The following is an 18,614-nucleotide window of genomic DNA, read 5'->3' on the forward strand; positions in this document are numbered from 1 at the left end:
GCGTTATTTGGCAGCCATTCGAGTGAGCAGCACCGGGCAGGGGGCATATACCCGCACAAAGTCGGTCAACGATTCACCCAGCACTTTGTCTAGGTCGGGCAGGCCCTTGGCGATAGTGGGACGGCGATCGGGAGAACCCAGAATGATCAGATCCACGTTGCGCTCTTCGGCTAGCTGACAGATGCGGCGACCCGGCTTGCCCTCGGGGGCTGACAGCTTGTAGGCAATACCGTACTTTTTCGCTTCAGCTGCCGCCGCCGTCAAAATCGGGTCTTGGCTGGGGTCAGTACTGACCACATCAAAGGGTTTGGTCTTGAGGCTAGAGACCGTATGCACCAGGGTAAGCTCACCACCCTTAACATCGCGCAGCAGCGAAATGGCAATATTTAGCCCTTCACGTGCTGAGTCAGATTTATCCATAGCGACCATGACCCGCTTTATGGGGCGAATGCTGTAGAGGTCGTCTTTGACCAGCAGCATGGGCCGCGACGACAGCTGAAACACATATTGGCTGACAGAATTTTCGAGAATCGCCTTGAGCCCCTGCAACCCGCGAGAGCCCATGATGATCAGATCGGCATTGACCTCATCAGCCACCTGGATTACCACGTCCTTGGGGTCGCCCTCCCGCAATACGGCGTTTACCCGACCGGGGTCGAGGTTGAGGTTGGTGATGGCATTGGCCAGGGTGCGACCCCCAGCCTCCCACCGCTCGGCCATGGTCTCCGCAGACACCTGGGATGGCACTACGTGGAGCACCGTCACTGAAGCTCGCTGCACTAAGGGGATCTCCATTAGTGCTTTCATCATGGCTTCGGTGTTGCCAGTGCCAGAGTCGGCCAAAAGAATTTTTTCGATCATGGTGTCCTCGTGTGGTTGCGCTTAAGGGTTGAGAACGATGGGAACGTCATCCCGAGCTAAGGCCACTGAGAAATCTTGGGGTGAGGCCTGCTCCCACCTGTCTCAAACCACCGGCTCAACGGGGTATAAAACTGAGCTAAGGTGTTCTCAATCATCATAGGCATCGGGTTTGAGCCTATTTTGGCGCGATTCATAATTTGTAGTAGAGTTTGCCCGCTGCTTGGCGGCCCTAAATGGAACAGTCCCACTGGTATGAACACCGGGTCATTGTGCAACCCCACCACACCGACTATGCGGGCCTTGTCTGGCACGGCACCTACATCGCCTGGATGGAGGAAGCCCGGGTAAACTACCTCAGCGACTGCGGGCTCACCTTTGCCGATTGGGTCAAGGCCGGGGTCGATTTGCCGGTAGTCGATTTGGGGCTAAAGTATCGGCGATCGCTCACCCTCGGCGACACCGCCCTAGTCAAAGCTCGCCTTGAACCGGCTAAAGGGGTCCGCATCCTCTGGTACTACGACATTCAAAACGCCGCTACCCAAGAGACCTGCATCGAGGGCACCGTCACGCTAGCTCCAGTAGACCTCAAGACCCGCCGCATACTGCGCCGCCTGCCCGAGCACCTACAGACTGCCCTAGATTCCATACTCTGAGGCCTAGCTCCCCTACGGCACAGCCCTAAAACTTTGCCTCAAAACTTTTGTAGGATGAGCAAAGCGCAGCGTGCCCATCACCCCCTAGATCTCAGATCCGGTGGGTACGCGCTAGCGTCCTTTGCCCACCCTACGGTTGCCTCGGATATGTTTCTTCCCCTCCCCCAAGCTTTTGCTGTCGTCTGTGCCCTAATCATCATGATTGCCGGGTGGCTCGGCGTGGCCCCCACCGCCCAGGCCCAGGACAACACGGTTGATTACACCCTCACCGACCTCAGTTTCCGCGACTTCTCGGGTAAGCAGCTTTCGGGCACCTCCTTTGCAGCGGCAGAAATGCGGGAGGCCAACTTTGAGAAAGCCGACCTGAGCAAAACCATTCTCACCAAGGCGTCATTTTTGCGGGCTAACTTGGCTGGGGCCGACCTGACGGGCACCTTTGCCGATCGCGTCATTTTTGACGGGGCCGACCTCTCTAATGCCATCTTGATTGACGCTTTGCTCACCAGCAGCAGCTTTGGCGATGCCAATATCACTGGAGCCGATTTCTCTGGGGCGATTGTCGATCGCTTTCAAACCGCGCAGATGTGCAAGCACGCCGACGGCGTGAATGAGACCACTGGGGTGGCGACGAGGGATAGTTTGGGCTGCCGGTAGGGGAGTAGATGAGTGGGCAGGTGGATGGGTGGATGGGTAGAGCGAGTAGCCACCGTAGGGTGGGCACTGCCCACCATTGGGGAAAAGGTTTTGCAGAAGTCGCCTTAGACTGCGATCGCGCTCACCCCAGCTGAGTCAAAGTGTTTTTGTAGAGTGGCCTTGGGTAGCGGTCCCAGCAGGTGATCCCAGGGCAGGGGTTGATCGAGATCCCAGTCTTCGTGAACGTAGTACTCTAGCGGTGGAATTTGGCCCTGGAAGTCTTTGAAGGCGCGGCGGTAGCTGCCTAAGCTATCGCCATAGTGGCGCACCCGTTCAAGCAGGGGGCCGAGGCGGCGATCGCCCCGCGAAATCAACGCTTGAATGACCGACCAGTTGTAGCTCTCGGGCCGAAAGTCAATGCCCTTTGAGCGCAGGTGCTTTTGCAGATACTTGAGCCGCTTCTCGGCTTCGCGATTGACCCCGCACCACTGAAACGGGGTATGGGCCTTGGGCACGAAGGTGCTGCACCCAAAGGTGAGCCGCAGGCCGGGGGCGGCTTTCTTAAGCCGCAGCATCAAGGCGACGGTCTGCTCCAGGTCGTCCATGGTTTCACCCGGTATGCCCGCCATGCCGTAGAGCTTCATGGCGCTGAGCCCCCCGGCCTTGGCGTTGACGGCGGCGCGCTCGATGTCGTCGGTTTCGAGCTTTTTGTTGACGATCTGGCGCACCCGCTCTGACCCGCTCTCGATCGCAATGGTGATCGAGCGGCTATCGTGGCGGGTTAAGGTTTCAGCCAGCTTAGGGGTAACGGTGTTAGTCCGCACGGAGGAAAGACTTACCCGCACATCGTCAAACTGGGGCCGATTTAGATAATCGAGTAGCTGGTCAAATTCTGGATGCTGAGTCACTGAAGCCCCCAGCAATCCCACCCGGCTGGTGACGGCGAGCCCCCGCTCAATGGCGGGTAGCAGGGATGCTTCCAGGCTGGCGGGGCGAAAGGGCAGCGTCAGGTAGCTGGCCAGGCAAAAGCGGCACATCTCTGGGCAGCTGCGCACCACCTCCACCATAAAAATGTTTTCCCAGGCGGCGTGGGGAGTGACCACGGTCGATGCCGACAGCACGTTGCCTCGGTAGGTTTGCTTTTGCACCGCAGCAGGGACATCGACATCGACCGGATGAATCGCTCGCACACCGCCGGTGGGGCCGTCATAGCTGACAGTGTAGAGCGACGGCACGTAGACCCCCGGCACCGTAGCCAAGCGCCGCAGGATTTCGGCACGGGAAGCAGCCTTGAGCTCAACCAGCGCGTCAAAAAAGTCATCTAATAGAGTTTCACCATCCCCCAGCAAGATCACGTCAAAGAAATCGGCAAAGGGCTCAGGGTTGGCCGTGAGCACCGGGCCGCCGCCAAAGACCAGGGGGTAATCGGCGGTGCGATCGCTCGCAAAGAGTGGAATGTTGAGCTGCTCTAGCAGCATCAGCAGGTTGACGTAGTCCAGCTCCCATGACAGCGAAAAACCCAGCACATCTATCGCCGCAGGCAATGGCTCATGTCCATCGGTAAACAGCCGACTCACCTGCACATCGCTCCGCCGAGCCAGAGTAGCCCACACCACCTGATAGCCCAGACTGGTAATGCCCACGCTGTACTCGTTGGGGAAGGCAAACACCACCGCCAGCGCGTCCTCCTGGGGAGTGGTGGGCTCAAACAGCAGCGTTTCATCCTGAAGGGGAAGGGAGGGCACGGGCAATGTTACACAAATTAAGGCTTCTCCAGTGTAGTCAGTGGCAGCCGTCTTCACCCACCTAGAGGGTATTGGCAAGCAGTCCGTAGAATTACAGGCCGCACAACGATGCTTTATCAGAGCCTGGAACGATCCAGCCAGCCATTGACTGAAGGAGGTTAGAAAACGATACGTCTGCTCCCACAAACCCAGCTTGGATCAGTTGATTTGCGCAGGAGGTGAGGTCTTCCCTAGCAAAGATGTCGTAAAAGCACGGTGTCGACTCAGGATGTATAAACCTACGATTAAGACAACGCGATCTACCAGACTCTCCCACCGTGATAACACTTCGTTAAACGCTACCGCAGCAGTGCGGCTTCGGCCTATGACTTCCTCCATGCCTCCCATCCGCCCCACCTATATTCTCGTCGACGAGACTACGGTGAGCGTGCCCCGAGATCCATCTCTGCTAGCCCAAGCCGAGCGCATTGCTGAAGGCTACCAACAGTGCCAGGCGGCGGAAGCGTCCCAGTGGCTAAAGCAGGGGCTCGCCCATTTGCGGCAGGGGCAATACACTCCGGCCCTATCGCTGTTGCAGCAGGCGCTGCAGAGCTACCGCAACCTGGGTGACAAAGAGCGCCAAGCCAAGGTGTTACTGACTCTGGCCAGCTTGTATTACCGAGTGGCTGACTATCTGTGGGCGGCGGACTATGGGCGGCAGTGCCTGCGTATTGCTCGCGAGATCGGTGACGATGCGATCATGCAGCAGACCCTGGGCCACCTGGGCAACTGCTACCGCCACCTGGGCAACCTGCAGCGGGCGCTGGAATATATGGGCCAAAGCTTGACCCTAGCGAAGAAAACTGGCGATCGCCCCGGCGAAATGCGATCGCTCAACAACCTGGCCATGATCTACCGAGCCAAGGGGCTTACCCGTCAGGCTGCGACCCTCTATGAAGCCAGCCTGATGATGGCGACCAGCCTAGGCGACCGCAGCACCACGCTGCAAATTTTGCAGAACCTGGGCAACACCTATCTCACCCTGCGGGAGTATGCCCAGGCGATCGACTGCTACGAGCGCTTTTTAGCCATCAGCGAAAGCGGCGAGGGGGCTACCGACAACCGCACCAACCGCCGTATTCTCACCCAGCTCACCCTGGCCAGCATTGCCATGGGCGATCACAACCGGGCGATCGTGCACCTTCAGCACCACCTGTCGATTGCTTGCTCTCTGGGCGACACCAAGGGAGCCGCCGTTCTACTCGACGACCTCAAGCGCAGCTATGTCGCCCTTAGCGAAGCGCGGGTGGCGGTGCTGCGGCCCGAGCTGACCTCGGTGTAGTCCATCACGCTTCAAATCTCCTCTCTAGAAAAGAAGGGGGACGCAAACCTGCGTCCCCCTTTTACTAACTACTGACTGAAATTATTTGGCGACGGCCTGAAGTAGCAGGCCGTCGTTGCGCCTATTTCCAGTTGGCAGCCACCATCTCAGCCAAGTCAACTACGCGCTGGCTATAGCCCCACTCGTTGTCGTACCAGGCCACCACTTTCACCATGTCGCCGCCCATCACCATGGTCAGGCTAGAGTCAACGATCGAAGACTCGTCAGTCTTGCGGTAGTCGATGGAGACCAGTGGCAGATCGCTGTAGGCCAGAATGCCTTTCATGGGGCCTTCGGCAGCAGACTTCAGCGCCTGGTTGACCTGATCAGCGATCGCAGGCTTCTCTACCTGAACCACCAAGTCGACTACTGATACGTTGGGGGTAGGTACACGCAGGGCGATCCCGTTCAGCTTGCCCGCCATTTCAGGAATCACGAGGGCTACAGCCTGAGCTGCCCCAGTGGTGGTGGGCACAATGTTGAGCGCAGCGGCACGGGCCCGACGCAGGTCACGGTGGCTAGCATCGAGCAGACGCTGGTCGCCGGTGTAGCTGTGGGTGGTGGTCATGGTGCCTTTGATGATGCCAAAGGTGTCGTTCAGCACCTTGACTACGGGGGCCAAGCAGTTGGTGGTGCAGCTGGCGTTGCTGACCACGTTGTGGCGATCGTGGGTGTACTCTTGGTGGTTGACGCCCATAACGTAGGTGCCAATGCCGCCGCCCTTACCCGGTGCAGTGATCAGCACTTTTTTGGCGCCCGCTTCGATGTGGCGAGAGGCGCCCTCTTCGCTGACGAAGACCCCGGTGGACTCAATGACTAGATCGATATCCCAGGCGGCCCAGGGCAGGTTGTTGGGGTTGCGATCGGAGTAGCATTTAATCGTCTTACCGTTGACAATCAGCGTGTCTTCGCCAGCGCTGACATCGGCGTCTAGCCGACCCAGCATCGAGTCATACTTCAGCAGGTGGGAGTTAGTCTTAGGATCAGACGTATCGTTAATAGCGACCACCTCAAGCTGGCTGTTCTCGCGCGTCAACCAGCAGCGCAGAAAATTACGGCCAATGCGGCCAAAACCATTAATTGCTACTCTAACCACTGCGTTTAACCCTCTGTTGTAGTCGGACTAGGTATCTATTCTTAGACGACACCATAATATCGCAAAGCATGATCCACTTTATAGGGGTCAGCCATTGAACTGAATCTATTTAGAATTTAAGATGGGCACTGAGATCTCTATAGAGTGAACGGGGCGATCGCCGTGTCCCTGGCCGTTCGCAGGATCAGTCCTAGGCGATAGCATAAGTATTTCTACTTTAACCATTCATTTCACATAGAAAATCGATATGCCATCCTGATGGCCTCTTTATTAATAGAAGAAGATTAGTGAGCGTTAGCCCGCCTTTGCCAGCCCGATCTTCTCTACCGAGGGGTAGTAGACCTCTGAGCAGAGGACATCCCAAGGCGCAGTTGAAACGTTTTCGCGGCACATCCCCCTTAGGGATCAAAATCAAAAAACCGCTGGAACTGCCGCCAGCCAAGGCTAATACCGATGTTTAGGCCAATTCGGCAATTCTTGCTATGATTACGCCTGACACTTGGTGTGGTGTGGTGTTGTAAGGAGTGTAACGATGCCGATTTCCGTAGATTTTACCGGCAGACCCTTTCATTTCATTGGGATAGGGGGTATTGGCATGTCGGCACTGGCCTACATCTTGACCAAGCGCAACCTGCCCGTATCGGGATCCGATCTACGCTTAACCCACATCACCCGTCGCCTGCAAGAGGCCGGTGCCCACATTTTCTGGCAGCAAGAAGCCGCTAACCTAAGCTATTTTCTCACCACCAATCAGCCGGTCCTCGCCACTGCAGCGGGTCGAGCTGGATCTGGCGGAGTGGGGTCAAAGGTGGCTGTGCCAGTGATAGCTCCAGACGCTACTCCCCAAGTGGTTTGTTCCACCGCGATCGACACGCGTAACCCAGAATACCAAGCGGCTTTAGAGCTGGGCTGCCCTATTCTGCACCGCTCTGACCTGCTGGCCGCCCTGATTCGTGAGTACAGCAGCATTGCCGTTGCTGGCACCCACGGCAAAACCACCACCAGCAGCATGATTGGTCACCTGCTGCTGAATGCCAACCTCGATCCCACCATTGTGGTGGGCGGTGAGGTGTCGAGCTGGGGCGGCAATGCCCGTCTTGGCCAAAGTCCCTACCTGGTTGCTGAGGCAGATGAGTCAGATGGCACCTTGGCGAAGCTATCGGCCAGCATTGGTGTAGTTACCAACATTGAGCTAGACCACACCGACCACTACCGCGACCTGGAAGATGTGGTGCAGATCTTTCAAACCTTTCAGCGCCAGTGCGGTCTGTTGGTCGCTAGCGCCGATTGTGAGGTGGTACGCACCAGCCTTAAGCCCGATGTCACCTATAGCCTCAACCCCGACAGCGGCGCGACGTATCACGTTACCGACTTGCAGTTTGGGGCTGAGGGCACCTCAGCCCTGGTTTGGGAACTGGGTCAGCCCTTGGGTCGCCTCCGTCTGCGGGTGTTGGGCTGCCACAACCTCAGCAACGCCTTAGCTGCTGTGGCCGTCGGACGGCACCTGGGTATTGCTTTCGATGCAATTGCCGAGGGGCTAGAGAAGTTTTGCGGCGCTCGCCGTCGATTTGAGCACCGGGGCAGCTACAACGGCATTCAGTTTTTTGATGACTATGCCCACCACCCCAGCGAAATTCGCGCCACCCTGGCGGCGGCTCGCATTAAAGTCGATCAGACCCTGCCAGTCGACAGCCGCCAGGATAGCCGCCGTGTGGTGGCGGTGTTTCAGCCCCACCGATTTAGCCGTACGGCAGCGCTGCTGAACGACTTTACCAATGCCTTTGTCGACGCCGACCAGGTAATCATGGCCGATATCTATAGCGCGGGCGAGAAAAATACCTTTGGAGTATCGGGTCGCCAGTTGGCCGATGCCGTGAGCCACGCTCACCCAAGGGTCCTGTACGGTCACACCCTAGACGACATTCAGGCAGCCCTAGCCCACAGCCTGCGGCCCGGCGATCTGGTGATGTTTATGGGGGCGGGCAACCTCAATCAGATTATTCCTCAGGTGATGGCTTACTACGCGGAGGCCGAGGTGCCCTCGCTGCAGGAGGCCTGTTAGGCCCCGGCGATTCGCGGAGCGATCCGTGCCGGAATCGCAACGGAGTTGGCTAGCCTGGGGAACGACTGTTGAGAGCTGGGACCATGAACCAAACCCTTGGAGTCGCTCCTAATTTTGTCTGCCTAAAACCACAGGTGTCGCTACAGCAGCTGACCACGTTTCGTGTAGGTGGCCCGGCGGAGTGGCTGGCGATGCCCCATCACCAAAGCGAACTGGAGCAGGCTTTAGACTGGGCGAGCGCGGCCAACCTCAAGATCACTCCGCTGGGGGCAGGGTCGAATTTGCTGATCAGCGATCGCGGCATCCCCGGCTTGGTGCTTTGCACCCGTCGCTGGCGCGGCACTGAGTTTGGCGAAACAGGTCGCGTCACCGTAGCAGCGGGTGAGCCGCTGCCCACCCTAGCCTGGAAGGCCGCCAAGCGCGGCTGTCGCGGCCTGGAGTGGGCTGTGGGTATTCCCGGCACGGTGGGCGGCGCGGTGGTGATGAATGCCGGTGCCCATGGCGGCTGCGCAGCAGATGTGCTGGTTTCAGCCACCGTGCTCGACCCAGAGATGGGCATTGTGACTTTGACGCCCGATAATTTGGCGTTTCAGTACCGCACCTCCATCCTGCAAAGCGGGCGACGGGTGGTGTTGGATGCCACCTTTCAGCTAGAGCCGGGGCACGACCCTGAGATGGTGGTGGCCGACACCCTGGCGGGCCTCAACCAGCGGCGGGCCACCCAGCCCTACGACCTGCCCAACTGCGGCAGCGTGTTTCGCAACCCCTATCCCCACACTGCCGGGACGCTGATTGAAAAAACTGGGCTAAAGGGCTACCGCGTCGGCAACGCCCAGGTGTCTGAGCGCCACGCCAACTTCATTGTGAATCTGGGCGGTGCCACCGCCACGGATATTCAGCACCTAATTCGCTATGTGCAGGATGAGGTAGAAGCCCGCTGGGCCATTCGTCTGCAAACCGAAGTGAAGTTTATGGGCGAGTTCCCAAGCCTTTAAGATGCTTTAGAAAATCGATTGAGGGCCATGGCGGCGATCGCACTATCCGCCTCACCCACCACGGTTTGGGCAAAGCGTTGGGCGACCGGCGGCAGATATACAAAGGGGGCGCTAAACCCGGCCATAACGTGTAACCCTTCCACGCCGGGGATGGCTCCTACTAAGGGTAGCCCGTCACGGCTAAAGCTGACTCGGCAGCACCGCCAGGTGCCCGGCACATTGGCCAGGGCAGGAATTTGAGCCGCCATGGCAGACCGCATGGTGCGATCGCTCTCTGCTTCATCCAGCTCTGCATCTGGATCGGTCAGCGTGCGGCTGATCTGGCCCAGGCAGACATGGCCGTCTAAAAACTGAACTGCCCCACTGTCGAGAATGGCAGGGGTGACTTCATGGCCCGGCTCATCCCATTGCTCGTCAATGTCGGGCTGACTGGCTTTAGCTTCCAGGGCAAAGCGCTCGGTCTGGGCGGGCATAATCAGCGATCGCAGCTGGAGATCAAGCGGCGGCGTTTCAATCAGCTCAGCGTGGGTATGGTAGAGCGGAATTTTCACCTGGGCCTGGTGCAGCAGCGCTCGACTAAAGGCCCCTGCCGCCACCAGAACGTTCTTGGCGGGACAGGCCTGCTCGGCGGTTAAAACGCCGGTGACGCGATCTTTGATCCGCACCACATCCACCACAGCTGCAATCATGCGGGTGCCGCCTAAGCGCTGAAAGGCCTGGTTGTAGGCGCTGACCAGGGCCACTGGGGAGACATGGCCGTGGCGCACGGTGAAAGCTCCGGCGATCGCATTCCGATTCAGCAACGGTTCCAGCGCTTGGGCCTCGGCGGCCGACACAAAGTTCGGTGGCGTTGCGCAGTCAGCATAGACGGTAGCGGCGGCATCAGGATCCCCATCCGCCGCTAGGGTCAGCACCAGATCTAGCTCGCGGAACTGGGTGTCAGCCTCCAGTTCTTCGCTGAGCTGGCGCTGTTTGGCAATGCCCTCCTGGCAGAGCTGCTGGGTGAGAGGCGTGCTGCCCGACCAGTAGGGGATGCCGCCGTAGCTGTAGCGGGTGGCGTTGCCGGGCTCTAGGGCGCGATCGATCAGCAGGACAGACAACCCCTGCCGAGCCAGTTCATAGCTGGCCGCTGCCCCCACCAGACCGTTGCCGACCACAACCCAGTCAAAGGTTTGCATAGTTAATCACGAAGGTTTAGGAAACCGGGTTTAAGGTTTAAGGGAACAGCAGGTTCCTCGCCTGAAACCATAGACCTTATACGTGAAACCCTAGGCGTAGATCTGACCCAGGATAATCCGCAGGCGATCGTAGTCGTCCTTCAAGAAAATGCTGAGGGTACGGCCAGCCTGCACCAGCCAGGCGCGATCGAGCTTGCGGAGCTGGTAGCCTTGGCGCAGCACGGCCGCCACCAAGCTGTCTACTGGGGCGCTACCCATAGCCAGCAGGGTTCTCAAGAAATCGAGCTGCTCGGTAAACTCAATGACTACCTCAGGCGAGCAGGCGTACACCCCCTGGTGCACTTGAGGCGGCCGAGGCGGCAGGTGTTGAAAGATCGGCCCCTGGGGTCGCCCGGCCAGATCGGGGGCGCGAAAGCCCACGATCGCTGCCTTAAACTCAGTCTTGAGCATGGCAAAAATCTGCGGCTGCTGCTGGCGCAAATCTTCAAGCGACAGCCCCAGTGCCCGCGCCCGGTGTACCGAATCAATCGGGCTGGTGGTGGCGTGATACACCACGCCGTAGACTGTGTTGCCCGACTCCTCATCCAGGGCGGTGACCCAACTGCCAAAGGGGGGCATGGCCGAAAACGCCAGGGCCTCGGGTTCAAGGCACTGGGCCAAAAATTCGGTGGTGGCGGTCTCTATCACCTCGGCGATGTGATTGGGTTGCCGCGCTGGGGCCGTAGTTTGAGGCAGGGGTAAGCGCATAGCGGTGCCTAGCGCCGCTTGCCAGAGCTCACCGGCTCCAGCTCAGACATTTCAAAGGTGACCAGTTTATCCCAGTTGCCACCCTCAAACAGCACCGCTACCTTGCCGTCGGTAATGCGCTGCACCAGACCCTGAAAACCGTAGTAGGTATCGTTGACATTGATCACCGTAACCGGAGCCCCAGGAAAAATCATGATGACTAATGCTTTTGATCTGCCTCTACAGTTTAAGGCAATGTGCTGAACTGGCCTATGGCTGGCAACGTATTTCGTGCTTAGAATTGGCTAGCGCTATGAGCTACGGTCGTTCCTAGTTGTCCTGCAAAACTGTGTTGCCCTGTTCGTTGCGTTGGTGCAAGCAACCTCTACCCCAGAGGTCTATCTCGGCAGAATGCTCTAGCTTGGTGCGATCGCTCAGCAGTGTTAAGCCGGTAGCCAGGGCAGAACTTTCCTTGAGTTTTAGCCTGGCTCTTCGAGCGATCGCCCTTTACGCCGCCCAACCTGCATAGGGCCGAGCCTTTCTTAGCTAGAGCGTTATGCTAAGGCTCTAGCCCTGCATTGCCCTATGAGCCAAACCTACAAAGCCACTGGCATCAACCTCAAAGCTATGCCCTTAGGGGAAACCGATCGCCTGCTCACCATCCTTACCCCTGAGAACGGGCTGGTGCGGGCGGTGGCACCGGGGTCGCGCAAGCACCAGTCGCGGCTGGGCGGTCGCAGCGATCTATTTGTCATCAACGAATGTTTGGTGGTCAAGGGCAAGCGTCTTGACAAGCTCATTCAGGCCGAAACCGTCCGCACCTTTCCTGGGCTGAGCCGGCACCTGTCCCGGCTCACAGCCAGCCAGTATCTGGCGGAGGTCGTGCTGCTGATGGCCCTCAGCGATTCTCCCCAGAGCGATCTGTTTCATGTCTTTGTGGAACATCTAGAACGGCTTGAAACGGCGTCATCAGGGGCGGTGCTAGCGGGCCTGTGCCATGGGTTATATCACCTGCTGGCCCTGGCAGGGGTGGCTCCAGAGGTGCACCGATGCACCCTCAGCCGGAATGAGATTGTGCCCAATCTACTCGATCCCACCTGGCGAGTAGAATTTAGTTCTGAATCTGGGGGACTGGTACAGACCGACGGGGCTACTCAGCTCGGTGAAGGGCAAGGCCACTATGGTCAACCCCCTAAGCGCCCCCTGCTGCTCACCGCCACCGATGTGGCCCTACTTCAGCAGCTCACCAAGCCGGAGATTTTATCTACCCTACCTGTGGGGCTAGAGAACCAAGCCCCACAGCCTGGAAAAACCCAGCAGCTGTGGGCACGAGTCGAGCGGCTTCTGCGAGAATATACTGAGAACTACTTTGAACGTCCCATTCGGTCGGCGGCTTTAGTTGATGTCTGTTTAGCTACCCTTTAAACTGCTGGATATTGCGCCGCCCAGTGCCCAGGTTCGTTGGTTACCCCATGCTCCGTGAGTTTGAAGCTAATACAGAGGCTAACGAGGCAAACCATTTGCCCAAGGCAGAGGATCGAGGGTCTGGCCATGGCACCGACCTGGGCGCTGGGGCAGACTCCAGAGCCCAAACTGCCACTTTGCCTGCTGCTCCTGTATCTGAGATCGCTGATTCGGAGCGTGAGAATGGGTTTCGGGCCATTTTCCGAAACCGCAACTTTTTAATTTTGTGGACTGGACAGCTCTTTTCGCAGCTGGCCGATAAAGTCTATCTGGTGCTGATGATTGCCATCATCGCCGCTCGATATGAGACCCCTGGGCAGACCATCAGCGGCTGGGTGTCAGCGGTGATGATTGCTTTTACCGTGCCAGCCGTGCTGTTTGGGGCGCTGGCGGGGGTATTTGTCGATCGCTGGCGTAAGCGTCCGGTGCTGGTGTGGTCTAATCTGCTGCGCGGCGGCCTGGTAATTGCGCTGCCCCTAGGGATTTGGCTAACGGCGGGCTGGGGGCCAGTGCTAGGGCTACCTGTGGCCTTTTTGCTGCTGCTGGTCGTAACGTTTTTGATCTCTACCCTGACCCAGTTTTTTGCCCCGGCAGAGCAGTCGATTATTCCTCTCATTGTGGCCGAGGGCGATTTGCTCTCGGCTAATTCGCTCTATACCACCACTATGATGGCGTCGGTGATCGTGGGGTTCGCTGTGGGAGAACCGCTGCTGGCCCTAGCCGATCGCCTGATGTTGGCCCTCGGTATAGCCAACAACGGCCCAGCCATCTTGGTTGGCCTGAGCTATATGGTGGCCGGGCTGTGCCTAATGACGATGCATCCGGGGAAAGAGAATTTATCTGCTGCCCACGAAGATTTGTCTCAATTTTGGGCTGACATCAAAGACGGCTGGCGCTACCTAGGGGAGCAGGTGCAGGTGCGGGTGGCGATCATTCAGCTGGTGCTGCTGTCGTCGGTGTTTGCGGCTCTGGCGGTGCTAGCGGTGCGTCTGGCGGAGATGATCCCCGCTCTCAAGGCGTCGCAGTTTGGCTTTTTGCTAGCGGCGGGTGGCTTGGGCCTGGGCCTAGGCGCCGTGCTGGTGGGGAATTTTGGGCCGCGCTTTCCGAGGCGCTACCTGAGCCTGTGGGGTGCCATCGGAATGGGGGTGTGCCTCATTTCCCTGGCCTGGACGACTCAGCAACTGTGGGCGTCTATGGCGATTATTGCCACGCTGGGGCTGTGCGGTGCCTTTGTCGGCATACCGATGCAGACTCTGATTCAAGAAAAAACGCCAGAAGCCATGCGCGGCAAAGTGTTTGGATTGCAGAACAACATGGTCAACATTGCCCTGAGTCTGCCGCTAGCCTTGGCTAGCGTGGTAGAGGCACACTTGGGTTTGGCTAATGTTTTTGTCGGCATGGGAGCCCTGGTAGGACTAGGGGGAGTAGTAACCTGGTATATTGCCGATACGGCAATGAGAAAGACCCAGGCCCCGGGCTAGGTTTCATTTTTTTACCAAAGGATCTGCGGGCTGAGGCTACGGGTTGGGCGATTCCGAAACGGATACTCGCTCCGAGTCAGTTCCGGAACGCTCCGCGATTCGCGGCGGCATTCTGCTGGCGCTAGTTTAGGTTGTTAACGGATAACGCTGAACAGCATGCACATCGCGTGGCTTGGCAAAAAATCGCCCTTTTGCGGCAACGTCACCTATGGCCGAGAGGTCACCAATGCGTTGCTTGAACGCGGTCATCGAGTGACATTTCTCCATTTTGCCCAGTCTCAGGATGGCCACAGCCGGGGAAGTTATGCGGAGCGATCGCAGGAAGTGCCGCTGCCCTTTCTGTTCAAGTCGCAGATCCTCACCATTCCTTCGTTGAAGTCAGGCAAACTGCTGGCAGAGACGCTAGAGCGCATTCGACCCGATCTGGTGCATGCGTCGCTGACCCTGTCGCCGCTCGATTTTCGGCTGCCAGAGATCTGTGCTGAGTTAAATATTCCCCTGGTGGCCACCTTTCACCCCGCCTTCGATCGCCGGGTGCGCAGCCTGACCTCGGGCACCCAGCACCTCACCTACCAGCTCTATGCGCCCTGTCTGGCCAACTACGATCGCGTCATCGTCTTCTCAGACCTCCAGCGCGATCTGCTGACCAAGCTTGGGGTGCCCGACGCTACGCTGGTCGTAATTCCTAATGGAGTCGACACCCGCCGCTACTCACCGGGGCCGTCGGCCGTCAAGGCCGATCTCTACGCCCGCCAGCTATTTGTATACCAGGGCCGCGTTTCTCTAGAGAAGAATGTAGAGGCCCTGCTGCGGGGCTGGCGGCAGGCTGACATGGGGCCAAACTGCAAGCTGGCGATCGTTGGCAGTGGCCCTCTAGAGGCGTCGTTGAAGCGATACTACGGCGACGAGAACGACATTATCTGGCTGGGCTACCTGGCTAACGAGCAGCGCCGCATCGACATCTTGCGGGCGGCAGATGGGTTCATTTTGCCCTCCTTGGTAGAAGGGCTGTCGCTGTCGCTGCTGGAGGCCATGGCCTGTGGTGCTGCCTGTATTGCCACCGATGCCGGAGCTGATGGCGAAGTGCTGGCCGACGGGGCAGGCATTGTGCTTGACACCCAGCGGGTGTCAACTCAGCTGCAAACTATTCTGCCGATTCTGCGCGACCATCCCGAAATCACTCAGCTTCTAGGGCATAAAGCCCGCGAGCGAGTGCTCCAGCGCTACACGCTGAAGGACAATATTTCTGCCCTAGAGACCATGTACAGCCAGGTGACGGCGGAACAGCGGCTGGTCTGTGGGCAGCGGGCCTAAGGGGGAGGGGGTTGTAGAAGGGTGTTTAGGCGATCGCCCTTTCATGCCGCCGCCGTTGACGTGTTGCTCTGCCCTCACCCATCGCCTATCCATGGCAGATACCTCATGTTGGGTGAGTTGCATGTATGACTGTCCTGAGCTGTCCGCTTGAAGCTGCTGTTGGGATGATGCAGTGGCATGACTGGTTGCTTCTCGATCGCCTCAACAAACCCATCATTACCGCCTGAGTTCTACCCTCGCTTTTAAGATCATGGGCTCACAGTTGGGCAATCTGAAAAAATAACGGATTGGCCTCTAAGAGCAAATAAATCGGGGTCAGGGGAGCATCAGGATGCAGAAGTCAGCGATCGCCCGTAGGCCGCTTGCCGATTGGCTAGGGCAAAATGTGCGCTTTCAGGGATACTTAAGTCATTGGGAAACGGCTAGCAGAACTGGCGATAGGGCTTGTCTATTGCAGCATGTCGAAGTGGTGCCTTACAAAGGTTGTAAGGCGCAAATGAGAGCACTGGGCCACATTTGGTTGTATTTAGGTGAAAAAGCCCAGGCCAACACCCAGCTTGAGCGGTTTCGCGGATACCAAGCGATTGGACGAGTGGTGAGCTATATTCGCAGCAATGGCACCAAAGATTTTGCAATTGATATCAATTCCTATTTTTCCATTCAGTCTTACCTTGAACGGTTGCAATTGTGTGCAGAACCGAGGCTCGATCACCTCAAAGTCAGGGTGCGACTGCTCGAAAAAATGTTGCATTTGTTAGAAGTCGAGGAGCTAGATTTTGGCATTGAATCTCCCTATGAGGAGGTTTATCAGCGCTTTCAGGAGGATTACGAATTTTGTCACAGACAGGTTGAGATCAACGAGCAGTATGAAGCAAAGAAACAGTATCGCTCCAGACCAAATCCTGATATCCTCAAGTTTGCTCCAACGTCATCGAAGTCAACCAAAGTAGCCTGTAAAGGCTTCACCGCCTCGTAATTTGTCTGATAATACGATGGACTAGGGTATTGGCCTTGTCTACTGCTAGCTAGATTGAACGAACTGCACCGCAGTGACAGCCTCCGGTATAGGTTTTCGTCATTTGTGAACCTCCCACAACACTTTCGTGAGTACTCTGCTGATTGGGGCATTGTTTTTTCGTTTCCCCAGTCGGCGCAATCTCATAAGTGTAGCGCGATCGCTCTAAGTCATTTTTAAGTCTTGTAATGGTCACCGAGAGTTTTAACGCGGTGAAGCTGTTAACTCTTTAGCTTCACCGTGGATGGGCCACTCTGGCACTAACCCATCGAAATTGTCTTTGGCGCTGAGCTTTGCTTCGCTCAACGCCAACCTACACCTTAACTTTTGTCAGTTAATCAGTTGGGTGCTTCTCGAGCGCCCCAACAAGCCTATTATTACCGCTTGAGTCTTACCTAAAAAGGGATTTCTGGGGTTGTAACAGCAACGCCGCCACCGTAAACGTCATAGGTAATATTCGTGGTTTGAGACACTTTGATTTGCATTCTGGCGCGTGCGACCGAGCCAGTTCCGACTGATAATTGTTTATAGCCTGAGCCGTCAAGAGTTTGTTTCTGGCTATCGAATCCTAGAAAGCCCACGCCATAACGAACTTTGATTGAAGCACCGACGGGAAGCTTGAAAAAGGCCTTGCCATTGGCATTCCAAAAGCTTTCAACGGTTCTCCAATCTCCTGCTTCAATGCGCTTGGTGCGAATCATAAATTTGTTCTCCTTATAGTTGTGATCAGAAGCGACAAGTAGCCTGGAATCCAGCACTAAGATTTCTGCTCATCTGCTGCATTGCATAGAAACAACCAAATGCTGTGAGTTCTCAGCATGTAGCTTTCCAGGCATCCAACGAGTTTGAAGCTCTTCGTTGGTTCGTTTCTATATCCACTATGGAACATACTATTCAGCGGTGGTATTACCCTTAAGGGTACTTCTGGGATCTTTGCAATTTCACTCCACCGATGACTCAACGGGCTAATAGTGCGCTCACCGGACACAGATGCTTTCCATTGTTCAACTGACATTCTTAGGTGTTCCGGTGCAGCGCGGTTGCTAGCCATCACAACACTCAATCTCATTTCAACATCACGGAACGCTAATCACTACCCAATGACCGTGGTTCAGTACCTAAATCTTCTCTAGTAAGGTCAATATAGCCTCGTCGCAAGGATTGAAGGCCAATTAACTCAAAGACCATGAATCCAAAAACGGTCACTGCCCCTGAGACGATAAAAGCGACACCTATCCAAGAGAGCGCATTTCCAACCCAACCCAGCAACAATATGCTGCCAATTATCCAAACAATTTCAATTCCAATGACCAACCAAACTGCAATAGGTAGGATTTGCTTTGTGTAACCAATAACGCAAACATACAGCCCGATTCCTAGAACACACAAGCCTAAAACTCTAAGTGCTTCTTGAGGCGGATAACCAAGCAAAGATACAGTAGTGTTCATAAACACGGTAGAGAGTGATCTTGCCGCTATCGTCAACACTGCTCCATAAATAAAGCAAACAATACTGTCAACAAGAAGAGTGGTTCTAAGCGACGGCATAAGCGAACTCCTTTCCAGTTTCTAAGCTGTTGGGATTGTTACTAACTCACTGTCTGCAAATTATAACTTGTAACAATTTTCTGCCTCAACGGGTAATTCTAGAGTAATGTCTCATCCAACTATCGAAGCTAGCTAACTATGTAGTATGTGTCAGATTTGCTAGATAAGTCCCTACTTTGAAATTTTACCTGTCGCCTTTGACGGATAATGCCCTAGATGAGAGGGTTTATCTGTGAGTTGTGCTGGATAAGCCTTGTTAAAGGCTTATTCGTCAACGTTTGGTCTCGCAATCTACACGAGCTTGTATCAACGGTTAGAGACTTGCTCTATTGCAGCCTTGTAGGCATAGACCGCACTACCAAAATCCTCCGGTAGAACTCTAGAGGTAATGATGAATTTGTTAGGGTGATTAAGAAGCTACGCAACGATGCCTATGCTGCCCTGCCCTGACTGCACCTCCGAACGGACCGTCAAGAATGGCCA

At 56.4% G+C, this 18,614-nt stretch carries 17 protein-coding genes; 9 read left to right on the forward strand and 8 right to left on the reverse strand.

What is annotated here, in order from left to right:
• Positions 1 to 3: 3 nt before the first annotated feature.
• On the reverse strand, positions 4 to 861 hold the full coding sequence (locus tag H6F75_RS08270) for a universal stress protein (RefSeq protein ID WP_190751022.1): 858 nt from the start codon (positions 859 to 861) through the stop codon (positions 4 to 6).
• Between the two features lie 233 nt (positions 862 to 1,094).
• Between H6F75_RS08270 and H6F75_RS08275 the strand changes: the two genes are divergently transcribed.
• Positions 1,095 to 1,514, forward strand: coding sequence for a thioesterase family protein (locus tag H6F75_RS08275; RefSeq protein WP_190751024.1), 420 nt, complete (start codon positions 1,095 to 1,097; stop codon positions 1,512 to 1,514).
• 198 nt (positions 1,515 to 1,712) lie between these two features.
• A complete protein-coding gene (locus H6F75_RS08280) occupies positions 1,713 to 2,168 on the forward strand; it encodes a pentapeptide repeat-containing protein (protein ID WP_279308293.1) in 456 nt (151 codons plus the stop codon).
• A gap of 104 nt (positions 2,169 to 2,272) precedes the next feature.
• Here H6F75_RS08280 and H6F75_RS08285 read toward each other — a convergent pair whose 3' ends face one another.
• The gene (locus H6F75_RS08285; RefSeq protein WP_190751028.1) at positions 2,273 to 3,892 is read right to left on the reverse strand and encodes a radical SAM protein; all 1,620 of its coding nucleotides are present in this window, start codon (positions 3,890 to 3,892) and stop codon (positions 2,273 to 2,275) included.
• A 364-nt stretch (positions 3,893 to 4,256) separates the two neighbouring features.
• Between H6F75_RS08285 and H6F75_RS08290 the strand changes: the two genes are divergently transcribed.
• Positions 4,257 to 5,213, forward strand: coding sequence for a tetratricopeptide repeat protein (locus tag H6F75_RS08290; RefSeq protein ID WP_190751030.1), 957 nt, complete (start codon positions 4,257 to 4,259; stop codon positions 5,211 to 5,213).
• A gap of 121 nt (positions 5,214 to 5,334) precedes the next feature.
• Here H6F75_RS08290 and H6F75_RS08295 read toward each other — a convergent pair whose 3' ends face one another.
• On the reverse strand, positions 5,335 to 6,348 hold the full coding sequence (locus tag H6F75_RS08295; protein ID WP_073610639.1) for a type I glyceraldehyde-3-phosphate dehydrogenase: 1,014 nt from the start codon (positions 6,346 to 6,348) through the stop codon (positions 5,335 to 5,337).
• Positions 6,349 to 6,880: 532 nt separating this feature from the next.
• Here H6F75_RS08295 and murC point away from each other — a divergent pair.
• Entirely contained in the window at positions 6,881 to 8,410 is a 1,530-nt protein-coding gene (gene murC, locus H6F75_RS08300) for a UDP-N-acetylmuramate--L-alanine ligase (protein WP_190751032.1), read from the forward strand.
• A gap of 83 nt (positions 8,411 to 8,493) precedes the next feature.
• The gene (murB, locus tag H6F75_RS08305; protein ID WP_190751033.1) at positions 8,494 to 9,405 is read left to right on the forward strand and encodes a UDP-N-acetylmuramate dehydrogenase; all 912 of its coding nucleotides are present in this window, start codon (positions 8,494 to 8,496) and stop codon (positions 9,403 to 9,405) included.
• Here murB and H6F75_RS08310 read toward each other — a convergent pair.
• From H6F75_RS08310 to H6F75_RS08320, 3 genes are all read right to left on the reverse strand, one after another.
• Positions 9,402 to 10,583 carry an FAD-binding oxidoreductase gene (locus H6F75_RS08310; RefSeq protein ID WP_190751035.1) on the reverse strand — a complete coding sequence of 394 codons (1,182 nt, stop codon included), beginning with the start codon at positions 10,581 to 10,583 and terminating at the stop codon, positions 9,402 to 9,404. The genes murB and H6F75_RS08310 overlap by 4 nt on opposite strands.
• A gap of 90 nt (positions 10,584 to 10,673) precedes the next feature.
• Complete coding sequence (locus H6F75_RS08315; protein ID WP_190751037.1) at positions 10,674 to 11,330, reverse strand: HAS-barrel domain-containing protein; 657 nt, start codon at positions 11,328 to 11,330, stop codon at positions 10,674 to 10,676.
• An 8-nt stretch (positions 11,331 to 11,338) separates the two neighbouring features.
• On the reverse strand, positions 11,339 to 11,524 hold the full coding sequence (locus tag H6F75_RS08320) for an NAD(P)H dehydrogenase subunit NdhS (RefSeq protein ID WP_190751045.1): 186 nt from the start codon (positions 11,522 to 11,524) through the stop codon (positions 11,339 to 11,341).
• A gap of 370 nt (positions 11,525 to 11,894) precedes the next feature.
• On the opposite strand from H6F75_RS08320, the gene recO reads away from it, so the two are divergent.
• From recO to H6F75_RS08340, 4 genes are all read left to right on the forward strand, one after another.
• A complete protein-coding gene (gene recO / locus H6F75_RS08325) occupies positions 11,895 to 12,734 on the forward strand; it encodes a DNA repair protein RecO (RefSeq protein WP_190751047.1) in 840 nt (279 codons plus the stop codon).
• A gap of 47 nt (positions 12,735 to 12,781) precedes the next feature.
• Entirely contained in the window at positions 12,782 to 14,254 is a 1,473-nt protein-coding gene (locus H6F75_RS08330; RefSeq protein ID WP_190751049.1) for an MFS transporter, read from the forward strand.
• A 156-nt stretch (positions 14,255 to 14,410) separates the two neighbouring features.
• Positions 14,411 to 15,568 (forward strand): glycosyltransferase family 4 protein, encoded by a 1,158-nt coding sequence (locus tag H6F75_RS08335; protein ID WP_190751051.1) that lies wholly within the window; start codon positions 14,411 to 14,413, stop codon positions 15,566 to 15,568.
• 331 nt (positions 15,569 to 15,899) lie between these two features.
• Positions 15,900 to 16,544, forward strand: coding sequence for a hypothetical protein (locus H6F75_RS08340; protein WP_190751052.1), 645 nt, complete (start codon positions 15,900 to 15,902; stop codon positions 16,542 to 16,544).
• Positions 16,545 to 16,978: 434 nt separating this feature from the next.
• On the opposite strand, the gene H6F75_RS08345 is transcribed toward H6F75_RS08340, so the two are convergent.
• Entirely contained in the window at positions 16,979 to 17,284 is a 306-nt protein-coding gene (locus H6F75_RS08345) for a hypothetical protein (RefSeq protein ID WP_190751054.1), read from the reverse strand.
• Between the two features lie 385 nt (positions 17,285 to 17,669).
• Positions 17,670 to 18,032 carry a hypothetical protein gene (locus H6F75_RS08350; RefSeq protein ID WP_190751056.1) on the reverse strand — a complete coding sequence of 121 codons (363 nt, stop codon included), beginning with the start codon at positions 18,030 to 18,032 and terminating at the stop codon, positions 17,670 to 17,672.
• Positions 18,033 to 18,614: the final 582 nt, after the last annotated feature.

Source organism: Nodosilinea sp. FACHB-131 (genome assembly GCF_014695395.1).
In the GTDB taxonomy this organism is placed as follows: Bacteria; Cyanobacteriota; Cyanobacteriia; order Phormidesmidales; family Phormidesmidaceae; genus Nodosilinea.

Bases quoted from the DNA above. Each gene is read 5' to 3' on its own strand.
- H6F75_RS08270 (WP_190751022.1), bottom strand. From the start codon at position 861: ATGATCGAAAAAATTCTTTTGGCCGACTCTGGCACTGGCAACACCGAA.
- H6F75_RS08275 (WP_190751024.1), top strand. From the start codon at position 1,095: ATGGAACAGTCCCACTGGTATGAACACCGGGTCATTGTGCAACCCCAC.
- H6F75_RS08280 (WP_279308293.1), top strand. From the start codon at position 1,713: ATGATTGCCGGGTGGCTCGGCGTGGCCCCCACCGCCCAGGCCCAGGAC.
- H6F75_RS08290 (WP_190751030.1), top strand. From the start codon at position 4,257: ATGACTTCCTCCATGCCTCCCATCCGCCCCACCTATATTCTCGTCGAC.
- murC (WP_190751032.1), top strand. From the start codon at position 6,881: ATGCCGATTTCCGTAGATTTTACCGGCAGACCCTTTCATTTCATTGGG.
- murB (WP_190751033.1), top strand. From the start codon at position 8,494: ATGAACCAAACCCTTGGAGTCGCTCCTAATTTTGTCTGCCTAAAACCA.
- H6F75_RS08310 (WP_190751035.1), bottom strand. From the start codon at position 10,583: ATGCAAACCTTTGACTGGGTTGTGGTCGGCAACGGTCTGGTGGGGGCA.
- H6F75_RS08315 (WP_190751037.1), bottom strand. From the start codon at position 11,330: ATGCGCTTACCCCTGCCTCAAACTACGGCCCCAGCGCGGCAACCCAAT.
- H6F75_RS08320 (WP_190751045.1), bottom strand. From the start codon at position 11,524: ATGATTTTTCCTGGGGCTCCGGTTACGGTGATCAATGTCAACGATACC.
- recO (WP_190751047.1), top strand. From the start codon at position 11,895: ATGAGCCAAACCTACAAAGCCACTGGCATCAACCTCAAAGCTATGCCC.
- H6F75_RS08330 (WP_190751049.1), top strand. From the start codon at position 12,782: ATGCTCCGTGAGTTTGAAGCTAATACAGAGGCTAACGAGGCAAACCAT.
- H6F75_RS08335 (WP_190751051.1), top strand. From the start codon at position 14,411: ATGCACATCGCGTGGCTTGGCAAAAAATCGCCCTTTTGCGGCAACGTC.
- H6F75_RS08340 (WP_190751052.1), top strand. From the start codon at position 15,900: ATGCAGAAGTCAGCGATCGCCCGTAGGCCGCTTGCCGATTGGCTAGGG.
- H6F75_RS08345 (WP_190751054.1), bottom strand. From the start codon at position 17,284: ATGATTCGCACCAAGCGCATTGAAGCAGGAGATTGGAGAACCGTTGAA.
- H6F75_RS08350 (WP_190751056.1), bottom strand. From the start codon at position 18,032: ATGAACACTACTGTATCTTTGCTTGGTTATCCGCCTCAAGAAGCACTT.